Here is a 16938-nt window from a genome sequence, read left to right as displayed (position 1 = left end):
GTCAGTCTGAACGTAGGAGGAGATAGCGGCACCCGAAACGCCGCGATGAGATGCAAGGGCAGAGATGAGTGATGATGATCGAACGGGACCGCTGCCGGGACACCCCGAGGTGCTGTCAGGGCGTCACAGCTCGATAGTCTGATTGGGACCTGGCATGCGGACTTCATCAGGGCCAGCGGTCAGACGTACCGCGCACAAAGGCCGGACAAATGACCGCAACCTGCAACGATCAACATCAGCTCAAATCAACCCTTGCAAAAACGGAGCCGTCCACAAATGACAGCACCCCCGCCGGGCAGTGGATCGCTGTATTGCAGCTCTGGCGGCGTACGTGGTCGTGGCGCTCCCGTGACGAACTTGTCCCATAATGCATCCTTCCAAGCATGAGAAAGGATCGCACCATCAAACCGTGGGATCAAACACCTAGGCTCTCGAGAAGCGTGGCTGAACTGTCCGACCACAAGGACACCGTTGCAAGAAGGCCTGCTGACAGAACTGACACAACCGACAAAACCTCCGCGGGAGCGCCCTTAAACTGACTACGCCAAGACGCTGCGTATCGCAGCGGATACCTGCGAGGGGCCCGTCTCGCTCTAATCCACTGCCGATTTCCTCGCGTATTCTGCAATATCCTTGGTTTCTCCTTCCATCTCGACAGGCACACCTGAGCGTTTTAACAGCTTCTCAAGCTTCGCCTCGAGATATGCTATTGAGCGCTCCTGCGGGCGCTCCTTGGCGATCTTCGTGCTGAACAGACCAACGGTCTTCCCGAGCAATTCTGCCTCCCTCAGTCGGGCAGTTTCCGTACGCCCCTGCCGCATGATCTTTTCGAGCTGCGCGACGATCCGTCTACCGCGGGAAGGAGCATCGGCCTCATCCTCCTGCCCCTAGAGGGCCACAAGCTCTTCGATCCGGGCCGCCACCTTCTCGTTTCTGCTAAGCCGGTGTGCTTCGCGCCAGATCGACGGCGGCTTCATCCGTGAGGCATCGTAGGTTTCGCGATAGGCAGCGCTGAAATTCAGCTGCTCTGCCACGAGATGCGCGAAACGCTCCTGCTTTTTCGTCAGGCCCTCCCAGACAGGTGCCGACTGCCGCGAAATGATCTGTTTCGTGTCTTCCGTCAGCTTGATCATTGATGCCTCCAGTTCAGCGCTTCTGACGCGAACTATCGATCATAGATGCACTTTAAAGATGCCCCGCTTTACATTGAACCGCATCGGCCCTTTTCCCGATCGACTCCAGAACACCCCATTAACGCTAGAACCCTACCCGCTCAACTGAAGCTCAGCATGAGGCTGGCGGTGCGCTTGAACGACCGTCTCGACGTGATACCGTAAAGGCTTCGAAACAGAAGGTTACGGACATGAAACACAAGCGCCTTTGGGGGCTCTTCTCCATAGCAGTCTTCATGGTTCTTATGCACCTTATCCTTTATGGTGTGATCAGGGATTTGTTCGGCGGCGGCCAAACCACCATGTTTCCCGCAGCTATGTGGACAATGGTTGCATACCATGCATTCCGAGGAAATCCGGCCTTCATAGAAGGCCTAGGCTTTGGAATGGCAGCGATACAGGCAGCCTTGGCCGTATTTGTCCACAACAGTGCCAGCCAACTCTCCATTCAGCCGGGGTTCTCCCCTGAGGAATTGCTTCTGAACGCCTTAATCACCGTTCCGCTCTGGTTAGGCGTAGCTCTACGCGCTCGCTACTTGAAGATGTCCCTGCCCTCATCCGCCGCAAGTGGCGAAGACGCCAAACAGAAGGATGACCCTGCATACAAGTATATTCCGCTTAATCAGCGTATGGAGATGCCTCAACATGAAGAGCCTGCCAAGAAGGTCATTCCGGCGGCGGTTGATCGATCTCAAGATGCGCGCATTTCCTCCCGGCAGGTATCAAATGCAAATGCCACCGCACCTAAAGCGTCAGAACGAGAGGCGACAGTTGGCGCAAATCCGGGCGATCACGTAGAAGCGCAACCTTCACAATCAGATCGACCAATCGCTCGGGCTGATCAGACCGAGAACGCTGATGAGGTGCCAACCAAGGAAGTAGAGGCGGTTTCCGATCAGCCGACCAAAGACGATGAAATTAACCTCGGCGGATTCCCTAAAGCGCAGATGGCAACTAAATATAGGCCAGACGTGCTGGAAGCATGGACGAAGGCTCAGGCACTGCCGGTTCGGTTCCAGCGTCGTTTCCTTGAAAGTCTGGAACGCGATCCTCGCAGCGATGCGCAGAAGACAGGCGTCTCACTTGAAGAAGATTTCAAGAAGGAACAGCGGCCATACGACGATGAGGCTGCGAACGATGCACTGGAAGAAGTCCGAACAATCAGCCGTAGTGCAGAGCTGGAGTTTCAGAAGGTTTATGAGACCTTAGGTGACGCTGTCCCCCTGTCAGAAATCATCGGGCGAATAGAAGAAACTTATGGCTTGACCGCTAGGACAATCGCTTTTGAAGCGCAGAGAAAACTAGAAGAACAGGAGAGACAACGGGCGCTGGAGGCAGAGCGACAGCGGAAGCTGGAGGCAGAGCGACAGCGGAAGCTGGAGGAAGAGCGACAGCGGAAGCTGGAGGAACAGCGACAGCGGAGGCTGGAGGAAGAGCAACAGCGGTGGCTGGAGGAAGAGCCACAGCGGGCGCTGGAGGCAGAGCGACAGCGGAAGCTGAAGGAACAGCGACCGCAGAAGCTGAAGGATAAAGAATTACAGCGGAGGCTGGAGGTACAGCGACAGCTGAAGCAGGAACGCATCTTTGTTGCTGTAGGGCTTGTAATCATGGTCTTGCTTATTGGATTGATGCAGGCAAATTAATGCGAAACTCGATCGTGGCGATAGAGCCGAACTTAGTAGCGACTGTGAAACCGAGTTTCGAGAATGCGTTACGCTCGCCGAACGGTGCGAGCGATGCATTCAAGGCGACCAGTTTCCGGCCAGTAGAACGAAGCTGCAGACATCGACGCGGAGCCGCCAAGATTGACTCCAACCTCAGGCGCGCCGGATCGGGGCGGAAGATCATCCGTCTCGCAGTCTAGCCATTCGTCGACGGTCAGAAGCAGGTCAAGGGTTTCACCGCTGACCCGTTCGTTCCCGTTGTGTAGGCGGAAAGTCGTCAGGGGCAAACCGCTGCGCGCGCGATGGCGCGACGCGCCTGCGCTTCCAGCCATTTGACTTCCGCGCCGATGCCTTACTTCGCTCCGGGGTTCGCTTCGATCTACGACAGCTTGTCATCAGCGGGCAGCGACGGGGCCGGTCGGTGTTCCTGCCGGTACACACCGGGGGTCGCCTCATACAGCCAGACGCTGAAAGGATTGCTGTCGTCGGGCGCGGACGTGCTGTTGATCAGGGCGGGGCCACCCTCTCGTTGCCATGTCGGCCACATCCCCTCTCGGGCAACCACCTTGCCGGGCTGGCAGGTTGGTAGAGGCAACGCCTCAATCTTGATGCAAGCAACTAGGTGCCTGTGGGCCCGCTGATCTTCAAGGTCGAAGTGATCGGCGTCAAAACTGGCGGCTTAGCTGCGACCCGCAGTACGCATCTAAAAATGAGATTTTTCTGCATCTCCTGAACCTACGCTGATTGTTCAAGGCGAATGCCATGGAGGCGCAGGAGCCAACCGGACCTGAGATATAGGGAGTGGCGATAGGTGGGAGCGACCCCGCCCCCTTTTTCTGCAAGCGCCCCCCGTACGATCATTCCGGTACAAGAGCTAAAGGGCTGTTGTGGATTGAGGGGCCTAGACCTCGAAAACGGCGCACCTAGGCAAGACAACGATCTTTCGGGTAGTTCCCCAATCCCGATCACCGCGAAGGGTACGTGGGGCAAATTGGGGCCCCAATGGGGTTGAGGTCATCCTGTATTTCGAGTGATCAGAGCGTTCAGCTTTGCCTCAAGCTCCGCCAGCGTCTCCCCGCCTCCATTGCGGGTTTGCAGTACGTCACGGAAGAGGCCCACGCTCTTACCGAGGAGCTCAGCAGCCCTTAGCCGACCGCTATCGGTCTTAGCAGATGCCATCAGCTCCTCCAGCTGAGCCATGATCCTACTCGCGCGCGTCTGGGCCCGGAGGCGGCCTTCCTGCTGCCGTTCTGCTATCAGGTCAGCGATGCGTGCAGCCACCCTCTGGTTCCGGCTGACCCGATGAGCTTCGCGCCAGATCGAGGGAGCGGACATCGCCGAGGCGTCGTACACCTCGCGGTAAGCAGCACTGTAATTCAGTCCGTCCGACACCAGCAGCGCGAAGCGCTCCTGCTTCTCTGTCAGACCCGACCACACTGGTGCAGACACCAATCGAGTGGGCGCTTTCTCGACTTCCGCAATACGCACCACAAGTACCCCATAGGTCATAATTGCTGACACATAGTACCGCGCTTGATCCAGCAAACCAACCCACCGTCCGGAAGGATTTGTTCGCTGCCGCATGAGATCCATCAGTCGCGCTACCTACGACCATTTTCTGCAAATTATTTTTTGGAGTCTCCCGATCTACGCTGTTTGTTCGCGCAGATCAGCATGCAGGTGGAGGGCCGCAAGGCCTGCATACAGCGGGGTGGGGGTAGGTGGGGGCACCTGCCCCCCTACGTCATCACAGACCCGGCCCATATTGCCTGTCGCCCAGCAAAGCGACCCCTCCGCGACTGCGCCAGGCATGCCAGTTAATGCACCGCTCCGATCAAATGACACTGTTTTATGGTTCTTTCCTTGGAAAACAGGGCATCCTCAATACCCTGACGGTTCACTGACGAAGTACCTGCTCAGGACGCCTATCGACAAGTGCGTCTTCGTACTGGGCGTCTACCAGTTCGAGGTACTCGGAGACGCTGCTGCATCCCGCGGCAGTTGCTGCGCTCATAACCTCACGCGCGACCCGCTCCCCCGGCACGAGCAACAGTGGGTACTCGTCATCAATGACTTCTCGCTGGACCGGAAGCGAAAACGCTCCAAGCGTGACATAGGCACCTATCCAGCCGCGCCTAAGGCGGGCGACTGTTCGGGCGATATCGCGTCCACTTGTGGTGCTCTCCGGGCTCTCGCACTTGGCTTGACCGAAAACGACCTGCTTCACCTTTGAAAATCCGGATCCAATGTCCAGTCGTCCTATGAAATCGGCACCGCCATCGGAAGATGGTCTGGTCACCCACCCGAAGTGGAATGTGCCTCCGCTCTCCTTGAAGATGCGTCCCGCCACACGAGCGGCCAATATCTCGAAGCGGTGCTTCCTGCCCTCATAAAACCGGTAAATCTGGTCGAGTGCGGCAGCCTCCCGAGACCCTGTTGGTGGGCGCTGCTCTGCCACTGGCGTTGTCATCAACTTGGTGACCTGTCTGCGCACCTTCGGCAGGGCATCTTCCCCTTCTTTCACCCATGCCTTCCAGGCACTTGGGGCAAATTTTTCTGTATTGCGACGGGAGAGAGCGGCATCACGGCGATCTGAAACCCAACGCCAATCGAACTCCTCAAATTCCGGAGCCAAGTCCAGAACCACAATGTCGAACGCGTAGTTGGGAAATGAGCACCCATTTTGGCCGTCGTACTGCGATATGAGCTCTGCGCGATCTATCAGTCCGACCCCCTGAAAAGAGGGAAACCCCTTCGCCTTGCCGTTCACAGTCATGCGACGAAAGAGGATGATTGGAGGCGCTAACTGACGGATATCTCGCTCCATCGCATCCTGCAGCCGCTTAGCATCCAGCATGGCCTTGTTGCCGGCAGCAAGCGCTGGATCACGCCCGGGGGTTTTGTTGTCACCGTAGTACCTTACGTGCCCATTGTCCGGATCGAAAAAGTCCTGCCATGGCGTTTCCACGCTGCCAATCTTATGAGGGCTGCTGGTGACAATGATGGCAGGCCGCCGCACCCCATCGGGTCCAGCGACCTCGGCAATTCTGTTAATACCGCTTTCGAAGGGGATCAGTTTCTGGCCGGGCGTCGCTGTATGGTAGTAGACGTTTGGGTAGCCATTAATGATTTCAGCGGTAGGATCTTTGGGACGGGCATCTCGAAATATCTCTCCGATCTTCATCGCGGCCTAGGTCTCCGTTCGCTTGTGCTTTTCGATTTGGGTAACGCTACGTGCCCATGATCGATTGATCTAGGCCTGTCCCGCCTGAGCATCCCAAAATTGGAAGACAAGAGGGCGCGCATCTCAACCCGCGCACTGACATTCAGAGCTCCGGCTGAGCCAAGGGCGTGCTTCTGCAGCAGTATTCCCCCATAGCACATGAAGAAGCCGCTCAGCCGGAGGTCTGAGCGGCTCTTAAAGCGTCAACGAGCAGCTCGCTCTGTCGGATTGAGGAAAATGCCGAGCGCAGTCACCGGGAAACGGAAACCTGTCAACATAAGTAGGACATAGATGCCCCCCTGCCCGGGCCGCCGCGCATCAGCGCGGCAGATCGACCACGTTGGAACCAAGCGAGTGAGCGCGACGCAGCCGATATTGCCGTTTCTGACTGCCGGCAAAATACTCCTTCGCAACCTCCATAAGCCCAGCCTCAAGCAACGCCGTCACAGCTGCACGAAAGCGGTCTCGGCCCATGTTAATGAGCCCCGACCGCTTCATCCCGGCTTGATCAAGAGAGAACTTTTTGCCAGCCGTATGACCATGCTGAGATTCAAGGATCGTCAGGAGCGCTATCGCGTCTGTGTTTCCGTTGAGGCAATCCAAGGCGGTACGCCGCATACGAAAGCTGCTGTCTTTGGAACTGAACAGGCCATTTTCCAAGCGCTTTTTCCAAAAAAACGCGGAGATTTTCCCTACTTCGTCATCCGAAAACGTGACCGGGTCCGCGCAAGCATGGTCACGCTCTGCAATCAGATTTTTGTTGAGCTCGGTCTCGCTTTGAACAGCCTCTACGTATTCTCGAGCCAGACTTATGAGGTGGTTGTGCCGGTGCCCTTTGGGCACCAAGCCGTTGTAGGTGCGTTTAAACGTCCCGCCACGCTCAGACGTCGCATTGGTTTTGGGCGTCACAGTAACTTGGTGCTTGTGCTCGCGCAGGATGCTGCGGCTTAACGGCTGGCCGATGGCGACGTACTTATCGCCATTTACACGCATCGTTCCGGCAGCAACGACAAACGCGTTGCCCCCAGTCTTCACATCGACGGGCAGACCCTCAGACTTGAGGTTGGGTACTGGGCCACGGCCACGCAAATAGTAAAGGTGGTAGCCGCGGGGCGTTCGGGTGATGACCGCAGTAACGCCAAAACGTTTTTCCATCTCTTTCTTCTGGGTCCCGTCATGAGTGTCGATGTCCACGACGAGCAAATCCTTAAGCCGAATACCGACCGCATCCGCACGTCCATCCAGTAGCCGGTCGACGGTGACATTCAAAGGCAGCTTGGAGCAAGTTCCGAACGTCACTAGCGGCGTTTTTCCTCGGAGCGGCAGCAAGCTGAAGCCGAGCCCATGCAGGCGCTTAGCTTCTGAAACCAGATCGTGCGGAGGTTGCTTAAACGAAGGAGCTGTCATCGCGATGCTCCTCGAAGGTTGATGGTAGAAATCCCAGCTTGCCATCGGCAAGCTGCGGGTCATCGCCGAAGCGCCTGAGATGCCGCCGGCTTTCTCGGAGTAGAGCCCTCTTGGTCGTGCAAAAGCTGATACCGGTCCATCGCGGCTTGCCGGACCTGAAGCCGTCTCGTTTCTGCAAAATCCACTGGATTTTGTCTTCGCATGTTATCACACGCAGCCGGCTTGAAAGCTGAGCGACCACATCATGGTAGCTATCGTCGCGTTCGCGATGAGACATGGTCACTGTCCCTCTCGCGTCAAGTTCCTGCTTGTCAGCCACTTGTTCATCGTATCGCTGGGCCAGCCAACAGCCCGTTTTCCGAGCCGTACGGGGCGCGGAAACCGGCCCTCTGCCATCATCGCGTAGATCGTCGAGGTCGACAGTCCGGTAAGGCGTCGGACGTCGGGGAGCCGTAGTATTTGATTGGTCATTTTCTCAGTCCTTCTGATGTGGACCTGAGAATTGCGAACAATGCCGATGAGCGCGTGGGACTTAATTCAGCCCCACCGCTACGGCCGATCTAGTCGCATCGGCCTATGGCCTTCTCGATGGATCGGTCGTCGGGTACCGGTAGGTCATGTTCGCGGAATGCATCGCGAATGATCTCGCACGCTGACGCGGGCTGCCTGCTACTTGGCGAAGCGTCGTTTCGCCCCAATGGCAACGAAAATCCCCGCTGCAGGTGGCCAGCCATGATTTTGAAAACCAAGTCCCTAACCCCGTTCTCTGCACCGGTCTTACCTCGTTTTTTCGGGCGCGGAATTCGGCCCGTGGCGATGTCCTGAAGTGGCTCAGGCACCTCCACGCCCATCGCCTCGTTCTGCCCAGCAATCATGCGAGCGAGGCTGTGCGCAGCCTTGTTGGTCTGAGCGCGTTCACGAAGAGCATGTCCAGCTATGAAGGGCACGTCGTAAGCCCCGCCGTCTTCTGTTATCCCAAGTGCTTCTTGCAGCAGCTCGCGCTCGTACCAGCTGGCGTTTGAGAGCAGTCCATCCGCTCTCGGCTTCACGCACGACCCGACGTAGCCACCGGCCCATGCTCGTGCTGCGGTAACGTTGGGCGCTCTCATACCTGCTCTCGCAGCGGCACGACCGTGCCTTCTTGCCCTGACAGGTAATCCGCCCAAGCCGCCATCAGTACGCGCCTTTTTTCGAACAGGTCTGATCTCGCGTACGCCGCCTCCACCTTGTTTTTGACAGCATGCGCCAGTGCCTTCTCAACGACCTCGCCCTGAAGGTTGGTCTTTTCCTGCGCCCATGTCCTGAAAGAGGTCCGGAACCCGTGCACATCCGCCTGATATCCGAGCTCCTTGATCAGCTTGGAGAGCGTCATGTCGGACAGCGGGCGTCCCGGCTTCATGCCGGGAAAGACCAAGTCCGAGCCATCCGAAAGGCACTTGGCCTCCTCGAGGATTTTTAGAGCTCTGGGGCTCAGAGGGACCTTGTGCTCCGCGCCGGCCTTCATGCGCTCAGCCGGGACGACCCAGACGCCCTGCGTCAGGTCGATCTCCGCCCAGATGGCACCTCTAACTTCCCCAGAGCGAGCAGCTGTCAAAATCAGGAACTCGAGGGCGAGCTTGGTCGATGTGCTGGCCCCCGAGGCCTGAACGGTGGACAGGCAAGTTGCGACTTCGTCGTAGGGCAGAGCCCGGCGGTGCGCGACTTTGGATTTCACTTGAGGCAGCGCAAGATGCACTGATGATGTTGGATCGTCCGGTCGGTAGCCTTTGGCCACGCACCAACGCATGATTGTCCCTATGCGTTGACGTACACGGCGTGCCGTTTCCGTCTTAGAGGTCCAAATTGGCGAAAGCACAGTGAGGATGTCAGACGTTGTCACCTCTGCAACCGGCTTGGAGCCGAGCGTTGGGAACGCATATGTCTCCAGTGTACTGATGAACTGAGCCGCGTGCTTGGCATTTTTCCACGTTGGCCGGTGGGCCTCGTACACTTCATGCGCCGCTTGCTCAAATGTAGGTACGGCCTTTGATCTGGCACGTGCTGCGATTGGATCGCCACCCTGACGCGCCAACCTGCGGTTGTCGTAGGCCTGAGCCCGCGCTTCCGCTAAAGATACAAGCTCTGCCGAGCCCAGACCGATCTCCCGGGATCTGCCATTCACGGTCAAGCGCTGGACCCAACGCTTTGACCCAGATGCTTCAACTCGCATGAAGAGCCCGTGCTCGTCGTAGTATTTGCCCGGCTTGGAAGCCGCGCGCACCTGAGCCGCCGTAAGTCGTTTGGTCGGCACACCTGTCCCCATTTCTGTCCCCAAAATCATGCAAGAACACCCTGACACGTCCGAGATGATTTCGGAAGTACAACCTATAAAGAACATATGCTTATCTGTAAGAATTGCACCTTTCTGGATGGCTTCGGAATAGTTGATGGCGGACTTCCTGTCCGCCACAAACCATTCGCGAACCCGAGACGAGGCCCCGATGCGGGCCTTTTTTCTTTTTGTTTCAAAGGGGTTTAGCGATGCCATCCGACTTTCGGAGACTAGGGCTTTGGCCGAAATCGGTCTCTGAACGCCCCGCGTCTCTTTTCACCCGCCCTTCACCCAAATCGAGACGGATTCAAAAATAGGCGTATTTTCAGTAACTTGGATAATTTTGATTGCGCCGCAGTTGAGGCGGGCTTGACCGCTATCGAAACGATCAGAGACACCCGAAGGCGGCGTGGTTCTTCGAAGCAGTGCGAAAGGTCGCGAGAAGTCTTTGATGACAAACAGACTTTCCGCTCATAGCCTGGCGGCATGTCGAATGGGCCCTGGACCGATGAAGAAAACGACCTGATCGTCGCGGATTACTTCGCGATGCTGGCCGAGGACATGGCGGGCCGTCCCTACAACAAGGCTCAGCACCGGCGCAGTTTGATGCCCCTTTTGCGGAGCCGAACGGAAGGCTCGATCGAGTTCAAGCATCAGAACATCAGCGCGGTGCTGAAGGGGCTCGGTGAAGATTGGATCCCCGGCTACAAGCCAGCGTTCAATTTCCAGATTACCTTGGTCGATGCTGTGGCGCGTTGGTTGGCATGGAACCCGGCCTGGCTTGGGCGGATGCCGGGCTCGCGACCAGCAAATGGTTTGCGCGAGGCTGCGCAGATCTGGATTGGACCTTCACCGACGTTGTCGAACCAGCCGCCGCCGCAAGAACTGGAGCAGATGCTGCATGTCGCCCGAAAATTCGACGTGGCGGGTCGAGACGAACGCAACCGGGCCCTGGCCCGCGATCTATGACCGCGCCTATCTCCAGAGGAACATTGCCGGCGGCGAAGGTTTCGACTGGTTCTATGGCTCCGTGGCTGATCGCGCCGCTCAGGTCCGCACCGCGATCACCGATGGCGCCGCCAGCAAGCCGTGGGTGTTCCGCTACAAGGATCTGCGCGCCTGGTGGTCAAACGCACATTACAACCGCCCTGGTGGGGTGGAGAGCGGGACGCCGACGGCATGGGTACCACAGTCCAAGCCGATCTGGTTCACCGAGCTTGGGTGTCCGGCCATCGACCGCGGCACCAACCAGCCTAACGTCTTCTTCGACCCGAAGTCGTCCGAGAGCTTTACGCCGCATTTCTCGCGGGGTTGGCGGGACGACGCGATCCAGCGGGCCTATCTCGAGGCGACATACCTCTGGTGGGGTGATGCCGCGAACAATCCCGTGTCCGGCGTCTACGGCGGGCGCATGGTCCATGTACCGGAATGCGCCGCCTGGACATGGGACGCGCGGCCGTATCCGTTCTTTCCGGCACTTACAGACGTCTGGACCGATGGCGCGAACTGGCGGCTCGGTCACTGGCTGACGGGACGGCTGGGAGCGGTCTCATTGGCCGCGCTCGTCCGGCATCTCTGCCTGCGGGCCGGATTGCCGGAGACCCGGACCGACGTCACCGGCCTGTGGGGCGCAGTCGAAGGCTACGCGATTGGCGCGCTTGAAAGCCCGCGCGCCTCGATCACCACGCTGTCGCGGCATTTCGGCTTCGACGCTGTCGAAACCGAGGGCGTGATCCGGTTTGTCGTGCGGGGGCGCGCCTCCGTGGCAAACGTAACCCATGACGATCTGGTGGCCGCCCGCGAAGGCGATGTGATCGAACTGACCCGCGCGCAGGAGACCGAACTGCCGCAGGCTCTGAAATGGCAGGTGGCGCGGGCCGACGAGGATTACGACGCGGCCCTCGTCGAGGCGCGACGCATCACCGTGGACACAACCCGGATTGCCTCGGAAAGTTTTCCAATGGCAGTCCCGCCAGAGGAAGCCGAACGTCGCTGCCGCCGGGCACTAATGGAAGCCTGGACTGGGCGAGAGACGGCCGCGTTTCGTCTGCCACCGTCGCGGCTGGCGCTTGATCCGGCGGACGTTGTTACGCTGGAACATGACCAGCGGCACATCCCGCTTCGGTTGGTCTCCATCGCGGATGCCGAGGCACGCGGCATCGAGGCCGTCCGTCAGGATCGGGAAGCCCACGACCTTCCGCCCGGATCGCCAAGACCGTCCTCACTCTCGAAGGCCGTAGTGTTCGGCGCACCCGAGGTCGTGCAGCTGGACCTGCCTCAGTTGACTGAGGATCAGCCTGCGCATCGGCCGCTGATCGCCGCCCATGCCATACCATGGCCCGGCGAGATGGCGGTCTACCGCAGCCCGTCGACGGACGGGTTCGAGTTGCTGACGACATTTGGTGGCCGTGCCCGGATCGGGACGCTGGTCTCGGATTTCTTCGCAGGCCCGACCTCGCGCTTCGATCTCGGTAATGCGCTGGTGATTGATCTGCTCTCCGGTACGCTGGAAAGCGTCACTGACCTGACGCTGTTCGGCGGGGCCAATGCATTAGCCGTGGAAAGCACGCCCGGTACTTTGGAAATCGTGCAGGCGAGCGCAGCCGAGTTGATCGCGCCGGACCGTTATAGGCTGACGCGGCTCCTGCGAGGACAGCGCGGCACGGAAGCGGCTATGGCCAATCCGGCTCCTGCAGGCGCACGGGTCATAGTTCTCGACGAGGCTCTGGCATCACTACCAATCGCCGAGGCCGATCTCGGGCTTCCTTGGAACTGGCGCATCGGTCCCGCAAGCCGGTCTGTCAGCGACGAGACCTATGTCGCCGCCTCCTTCACACCGGTTGGCGTGGGTCTGCGGCCGTTCTCCGTCGCCCATGTCCAGCAGCCGTGGCGTCGCCCCCGCACGCCCGGCGATCTGACCATCCGCTGGACGCGCCGGTCCCGAGCGCTTTCTGCCGACAGCTGGGGCGCAGTTGAGGTGCCTCTAACCGAGGAACTGGAAGCCTACGAGGTCGAGATCCTCGATGGCAGCACGGTGAAGCGGGTGCTGAGTGCGCCCACAACAAGCGCGATCTACACGGCCGCCCAGCAAACCACCGATTGGGGCGCGCTGTTCGAGCCCGGCGACACGCTGACAGTTCGCATCTCCCAGCTCTCCGCCCTGATCGGGCGGGGTGCGGCCAAAACCGTCACGCTCACATTCTGAAGGCCATCTCATGTCCGATGCCACGACCAAACTGCTGCTCCCCTACATTCTGGCGGCGCAGGCCCAGAAGCATGTCACCCACAACGAGTCATTGCGGCTCCTCGACGGGCTCGTGCAGCTCTCCGTTCTCGACCGCGACCTGACCGCGCCGCCCGGCAGCCCTGCCGATGGCGACCGCCATATCGTGGCGAGCGGCGGGACCAGTCACTGGACGGGGTGGGACGCGAACGTGGCACTATTCACCGACGGGGCTTGGCTTCGCCTGCCGCCACGCATCGGCTGGCGCGCATGGGTCGAGGACGAGACGCTGCTGCTGGTCTACGACGGCGCGGGGTGGATTGGCACGACGCCTGCGACGCTGCAAAACCTGTCGCTTCTGGGGTTGGGCACCACCGCTGACGCCGCCAATCCGTTTTCGGCCAAGCTGAACGCTGCGCTCTGGACCGCGAAGACTGTGGCAGAAGGCGGGACCGGCGATCTTTTCTACACCATGAACAAGGAGGCTGCGGGCGACGACCTCGGTCTGACTTTGCAGACCAACTTCGTGACAAAGGCACTGGTGGGACTGTTCGGGTCCGACAGGTTCCGGGTCGCGGTCTCGGCCGATGGCAGCACCTTCTTCGACGGTCTGAGCGTCGACAACGCCAATGGCATCATCGACCAGCCGCAGCTGCCCCGCTTCAAGGCCTACACCAACTACGACAACTATGTGGGCGTCGGGACCTGGACGAAGATCGGCCTGAACAACACCGACTACAATGACCAGGGGGCCTTCGACGTGGCGAACAACCACTTCGTGGCGCCCGTCGACGGTACCTACCTCTTCGGCGCGACGCTGCTTTACAAGATCAACGCCAGCGCCACGGCCCGCATGCGCGGGCGGCTGGTGCTGAACGGTGCGACAGAAATCCGGGGCTCCTTCGGCGAAATCTCTGCCACCCATGTTTCGCTGGCCACCGCGATCTGGCTGCAAACCATGGTGCCGCTGACTGCAGGCGACACCGTTGAACTGCAGGGGTATTTCCGGGTCGCGGACGGCTATTTCGCCGCCGATCACACGTCCTTCTGGGGCTGCAAGGTCGGCTGATAAGCGGGAGGATTGAACCATGACACCACCCCGATCCGATCAGGGTTTCGTGCGCATGCCGGACGCCGAGTTCGAGGCCATACTGGCACGCGCTGCCGAGAAAGGTGCCAAGCGCGCGCTCGCCGATGTCGGCCTCGATGGTGAAGAGGCCGCGCTGGACATCCGTGATCTGCGTTCGCTGCTCGATTGCATCCGCCTCGTACGCCGCACCGCGATGCAGACGGCCGTCCGCATGATCACCACCGGCGTGATGCTGGCTCTACTGGCCGGGATCGCGATCAAGCTGAAGATCTTCGGCGGCGGTCCGTAGCCGCCCATCGCGACAATTCACGCACCAACCTGAACCCGCCCATGTGGCGGGTTTTTCGTTTCTGGAGGACATCATGACCACGACCTTTTACGACCATTTGCGCGACGTGCCAGAGAATGCCTGGCGCTGGACCAACTTCTCGCCCGCCGAAATCGCCTGCCGCGGCACCGGCAAGCTGCTGATCAACGAACCTGCACTGGACAAGCTGCAGACGCTGCGCGACCGGCTCGGCAAACCGCTCAATGCGCTGCATAAAGGGCAGCCGAATTGTCCTTGCAGGGACAAGTTCGATTTGGTCTGACACCACCCTTAGGGCAGGCATTTGATGCAAGATTCTCATTTTTTGAACCAGAGCTTTTTGCCCGACAAAACGTGAACGCCAGACAGCGTAGTGGCGTGCACCGGCTTGGGTTTGAAGACGGCCCTTTCTGATTCCGATGCTTGAGCAGGTTGTCGCTGAGAGGGCCGGGCGTTCTTAGGTGCGCGCTGCAAGCCGAGGAGATGGGTATGCCCCCGTCCGAGAAGAAACTCTTCGACATCTGGCCTAAGCTCGGTCAACCATAGCCTGCGGCCTTGGGACTGCATGAGTTTCGCGGCGACTATCAAGCAGCGAACACCAGCCGCCGTGACCTGAGGGACATCCGCAAGGCTCAACTCCAGGTCGCCGTCGCACGCATCAATCGCTTCGACAAGTGCGTCGATCTGGCCTCCGGAAGTACTGCTGTCCATTCTGCCAGCGATTGCTGTTACGAGCGCACCTGGACGCGGGAAATTTATCTGTTCCATGGTAGCTCCTTCCAGTTCGGATAACTATTGCGCTCGCCTTTGGCGTCCGCTGCATGTGGAGTGGCAAGGTGGACCGGAACCCGCACGAGCGACCGGATCATGCCGATCCGGTCGTCTTGCTTGCTTGCCGTGCTGAATTGCCGGACCGCACGCTAACCTGCCGCCGAAGGTGGCTGTGCTGGGGCGACATGCCCGACCGCAGTCGCCTCGCCCATGCCGGCCAGCGCAACCGCGAGAAGTGCACCGTTGGAATGCCCGACGACCACAGTTAGCCGGGCTGTGCGTTCGGCGAGAGCGCGTCCATGCTGCTGCGCTTCTTCGATGAGCTCGCGACGCCTCAGACCTGCAGGGCTGCCATCGCGCGCGCCTGCCAGAGCGATGAGATGCGACCGATTGTAGCGGCGTGCGGCATAGGTGGAATAATTCCTGTAGGAGTTCATTTCTGTGATTTTCCTTATTGAGCCGCAACAGCGGCGAGGGCAGCGTGGCGGCCGCGGTGCTGGACGATGTGATCGGCGAGGAATCGGGCGTCCGACCCGACCCCATCAAGCGCTGCGGAATCGCGGCGCCGCATGAAGGGCAGGCCGAGGACGTAGAGGCCGGGCGCTACGGTTCCGCCTTCATGGACGAGGCGGCCCTTCCGATCGAAGATCGGCAGTTGGATCCAGGAATGGTCGGGCCGGAAACCGGTCGCCCAGATCACGGTCGAGAACCGTCCTGACGCGAGGTCGAGCGACAAGCGCGCAGCTGATGGCACCCGCGTCGCCTCGAACCGCTCCGGGAGGCCCACACGAAGACCGGTCGCACCCTCGGCCCAGGCGTCGAACGTTCGCAGAAGGCGGTTCATCTTCAGGTCCGACATCGCGCAGACATTTCCGAGCGACCCCGAGAACGCCGCGACGCCATTCCGAAGGCCGACCATGCGTCCGACGATCTCCACCCCTTGGTCCTGCAGGTCGTTCAGGTCGGTGAACCGCTTGTCCCCGCGGCCCGTCAGTTGGAGCGATGGCACCCGGCGCACGCGCTCGATGTCGTCGACCTCTGTGATCGGGGTCGCCTGGAGACCGCTTTCCTCCATCCACCACTGGAGGTCGCGGCCACGGTAGTGGCGGGGAACGCGGATGTGCTCTCCGGTGGACAGGACGACGTCGTGCCCGGCTAGACGGATCTCCGACGCCAACTGCACCCCGGTCGCCGATCCGCCGACGATCAAAACGCCGCCGGGGACGAGCTGCGCGGGATGGCGGTAGTCGAGTGGCGTCAACTGCGTCACATGCTCTGGCAGCTCCGAAGCGCAGGCCGGGACGGTGGCGACATTGCAGGCACCCGACGCGACGACGATGTTGTCGCAGGTCCAGTCGCCGCGGTTCGTCGCGACGCGGTAGCCACCTGCGTCGGCCTTTACCGACGTGACGCGAACGCGCTCCTCGACCGGCGCACGGTTCGAGCTGGCATAGGTTTCGAGATATCCGATCAGCTCCGGCATCGTCATGTAGCCGTAGGGATCCGGTCCCGTGTAGCGCTGCCCGGGTAGACGGCTCTGCCAATTCGGGGTCAGCAGGCGCAGGCTGTCCCACCGTTCGGTCTTCCAGGAATTGGCGATCTCGCCGCGTTCCAGCACGACATGGGGGACGGACTGGTCGCTCAGGCAGCGGCTCATGGCGAGCCCGGCCTGCCCGGCGCCGACAATAACGGTGCATATATGCTTCATGTCGATATCTTTCGCAGAGGTGCGCGGCGATGGTCCGCCTCCCGAGCCCGGATACGGGCCGG

At 60.0% G+C, this 16938-nt stretch carries 15 protein-coding genes, 2 pseudogenes and 1 riboswitch; of the genes and pseudogenes, 6 read left to right on the top strand and 11 right to left on the bottom strand.

The window, feature by feature from the left end; genetic code table 11:
• Window positions 1–593 precede the first annotated feature (593 nt).
• Both BLV27_RS17695 and BLV27_RS17690 read right to left on the bottom strand, forming a co-directional pair.
• Window positions 594–776: a hypothetical protein gene (locus BLV27_RS17695; RefSeq protein WP_139176744.1), complete on the bottom strand. Its 183-nt coding sequence runs from the start codon at window positions 774–776 to the stop codon at window positions 594–596.
• A 111-nt stretch (window positions 777–887) separates the two neighbouring features.
• On the bottom strand, window positions 888–1133 hold the full coding sequence (locus tag BLV27_RS17690) for a terminase small subunit (RefSeq protein ID WP_092647823.1): 246 nt from the start codon (window positions 1131–1133) through the stop codon (window positions 888–890).
• A gap of 230 nt (window positions 1134–1363) precedes the next feature.
• Here BLV27_RS17690 and BLV27_RS17685 point away from each other — a divergent pair, with 230 nt between their 5' ends.
• Entirely contained in the window at window positions 1364–2815 is a 1452-nt protein-coding gene (locus BLV27_RS17685; protein WP_092647822.1) for a hypothetical protein, read from the top strand.
• Between the two features lie 68 nt (window positions 2816–2883).
• Here the strand turns inward: BLV27_RS17685 and BLV27_RS20140 are convergent, their stop codons facing one another.
• From BLV27_RS20140 to BLV27_RS17650, 6 genes are all read right to left on the bottom strand, one after another.
• Complete coding sequence (locus tag BLV27_RS20140) at window positions 2884–3168, bottom strand: hypothetical protein (protein ID WP_092647821.1); 285 nt, start codon at window positions 3166–3168, stop codon at window positions 2884–2886.
• Window positions 3169–3351: 183 nt separating this feature from the next.
• Window positions 3352–3453: riboswitch (SAM-I-IV-variant riboswitch) on the bottom strand.
• Between the two features lie 397 nt (window positions 3454–3850).
• Complete coding sequence (locus BLV27_RS17675) at window positions 3851–4345, bottom strand: terminase small subunit (RefSeq protein ID WP_170831510.1); 495 nt, start codon at window positions 4343–4345, stop codon at window positions 3851–3853.
• Between the two features lie 388 nt (window positions 4346–4733).
• Window positions 4734–6020 carry a hypothetical protein gene (locus BLV27_RS17670; protein ID WP_092647819.1) on the bottom strand — a complete coding sequence of 429 codons (1287 nt, stop codon included), beginning with the start codon at window positions 6018–6020 and terminating at the stop codon, window positions 4734–4736.
• 357 nt (window positions 6021–6377) lie between these two features.
• Window positions 6378–7529 carry a bifunctional DNA primase/polymerase gene (locus BLV27_RS17665; RefSeq protein ID WP_092647818.1) on the bottom strand — a complete coding sequence of 384 codons (1152 nt, stop codon included), beginning with the start codon at window positions 7527–7529 and terminating at the stop codon, window positions 6378–6380.
• Between the two features lie 216 nt (window positions 7530–7745).
• Window positions 7746–7937: a helix-turn-helix transcriptional regulator gene (locus BLV27_RS17660; protein ID WP_092647817.1), complete on the bottom strand. Its 192-nt coding sequence runs from the start codon at window positions 7935–7937 to the stop codon at window positions 7746–7748.
• Between the two features lie 634 nt (window positions 7938–8571).
• Entirely contained in the window at window positions 8572–9993 is a 1422-nt protein-coding gene (locus BLV27_RS17650; protein ID WP_244504742.1) for a tyrosine-type recombinase/integrase, read from the bottom strand.
• Between the two features lie 270 nt (window positions 9994–10263).
• Here BLV27_RS17650 and BLV27_RS17645 point away from each other — a divergent pair.
• The 5 genes and pseudogenes from BLV27_RS17645 to BLV27_RS17625 all read left to right on the top strand — a co-directional run.
• Window positions 10264–10737 (top strand): annotated as a pseudogene (locus BLV27_RS17645) (protein NO VEIN domain-containing protein); the annotation flags it as partial.
• Window positions 10733–12982, top strand: a pseudogene (locus tag BLV27_RS17640) (baseplate multidomain protein megatron); the annotation flags it as partial. The pseudogenes BLV27_RS17645 and BLV27_RS17640, both read left to right, overlap by 5 nt.
• Before the next feature lie 10 nt (window positions 12983–12992).
• Window positions 12993–14069: a DUF2793 domain-containing protein gene (locus tag BLV27_RS17635; protein WP_092647814.1), complete on the top strand. Its 1077-nt coding sequence runs from the start codon at window positions 12993–12995 to the stop codon at window positions 14067–14069.
• A gap of 19 nt (window positions 14070–14088) precedes the next feature.
• The gene (locus BLV27_RS17630; RefSeq protein WP_092647813.1) at window positions 14089–14379 is read left to right on the top strand and encodes a DUF6127 family protein; all 291 of its coding nucleotides are present in this window, start codon (window positions 14089–14091) and stop codon (window positions 14377–14379) included.
• Window positions 14380–14452: 73 nt separating this feature from the next.
• A complete protein-coding gene (locus tag BLV27_RS17625; protein WP_244504740.1) occupies window positions 14453–14680 on the top strand; it encodes a hypothetical protein in 228 nt (75 codons plus the stop codon).
• Between the two features lie 35 nt (window positions 14681–14715).
• On the opposite strand, the gene BLV27_RS17620 is transcribed toward BLV27_RS17625, so the two are convergent.
• The 3 genes from BLV27_RS17620 to BLV27_RS17610 all read right to left on the bottom strand — a co-directional run bounded on the left by BLV27_RS17620 (window position 14716) and on the right by BLV27_RS17610 (window position 16876).
• On the bottom strand, window positions 14716–15165 hold the full coding sequence (locus BLV27_RS17620) for an STAS domain-containing protein (protein ID WP_092647812.1): 450 nt from the start codon (window positions 15163–15165) through the stop codon (window positions 14716–14718).
• Window positions 15166–15317: 152 nt separating this feature from the next.
• Window positions 15318–15605, bottom strand: coding sequence for a hypothetical protein (locus BLV27_RS17615; protein WP_092647811.1), 288 nt, complete (start codon window positions 15603–15605; stop codon window positions 15318–15320).
• A 14-nt stretch (window positions 15606–15619) separates the two neighbouring features.
• Window positions 15620–16876 (bottom strand): NAD(P)-binding domain-containing protein, encoded by a 1257-nt coding sequence (locus tag BLV27_RS17610; RefSeq protein ID WP_092647810.1) that lies wholly within the window; start codon window positions 16874–16876, stop codon window positions 15620–15622.
• Window positions 16877–16938 lie beyond the last annotated feature (62 nt).

It is taken from the genome of Jannaschia faecimaris (assembly GCF_900107415.1).
Lineage (GTDB): Bacteria > Pseudomonadota > Alphaproteobacteria > Rhodobacterales > Rhodobacteraceae > Jannaschia > Jannaschia faecimaris.
Note: the sequence above shows the minus strand (reverse complement) of the source record. Positions and strands in the feature narration are given on the sequence as shown.

Coding starts and splice junctions, on each gene's coding strand:
- BLV27_RS17665 (WP_092647818.1), bottom strand. CDS start 7,529: ATGACCCGCAGCTTGCCGATGGCAAGCTGGGATTTCTACCATCAACCT.
- BLV27_RS17690 (WP_092647823.1), bottom strand. CDS start 1,133: ATGATCAAGCTGACGGAAGACACGAAACAGATCATTTCGCGGCAGTCG.
- BLV27_RS20140 (WP_092647821.1), bottom strand. CDS start 3,168: ATGGCTGGAAGCGCAGGCGCGTCGCGCCATCGCGCGCGCAGCGGTTTG.
- BLV27_RS17660 (WP_092647817.1), bottom strand. CDS start 7,937: ATGACCAATCAAATACTACGGCTCCCCGACGTCCGACGCCTTACCGGA.
- BLV27_RS17625 (WP_244504740.1), top strand. CDS start 14,453: ATGACCACGACCTTTTACGACCATTTGCGCGACGTGCCAGAGAATGCC.
- BLV27_RS17635 (WP_092647814.1), top strand. CDS start 12,993: ATGTCCGATGCCACGACCAAACTGCTGCTCCCCTACATTCTGGCGGCG.
- BLV27_RS17670 (WP_092647819.1), bottom strand. CDS start 6,020: ATGAAGATCGGAGAGATATTTCGAGATGCCCGTCCCAAAGATCCTACC.
- BLV27_RS17610 (WP_092647810.1), bottom strand. CDS start 16,876: ATGAAGCATATATGCACCGTTATTGTCGGCGCCGGGCAGGCCGGGCTC.
- BLV27_RS17685 (WP_092647822.1), top strand. CDS start 1,364: ATGAAACACAAGCGCCTTTGGGGGCTCTTCTCCATAGCAGTCTTCATG.
- BLV27_RS17620 (WP_092647812.1), bottom strand. CDS start 15,165: ATGGAACAGATAAATTTCCCGCGTCCAGGTGCGCTCGTAACAGCAATC.
- BLV27_RS17630 (WP_092647813.1), top strand. CDS start 14,089: ATGACACCACCCCGATCCGATCAGGGTTTCGTGCGCATGCCGGACGCC.
- BLV27_RS17650 (WP_244504742.1), bottom strand. CDS start 9,993: ATGGCATCGCTAAACCCCTTTGAAACAAAAAGAAAAAAGGCCCGCATC.
- BLV27_RS17675 (WP_170831510.1), bottom strand. CDS start 4,345: ATGACCTATGGGGTACTTGTGGTGCGTATTGCGGAAGTCGAGAAAGCG.
- BLV27_RS17615 (WP_092647811.1), bottom strand. CDS start 15,605: ATGAACTCCTACAGGAATTATTCCACCTATGCCGCACGCCGCTACAAT.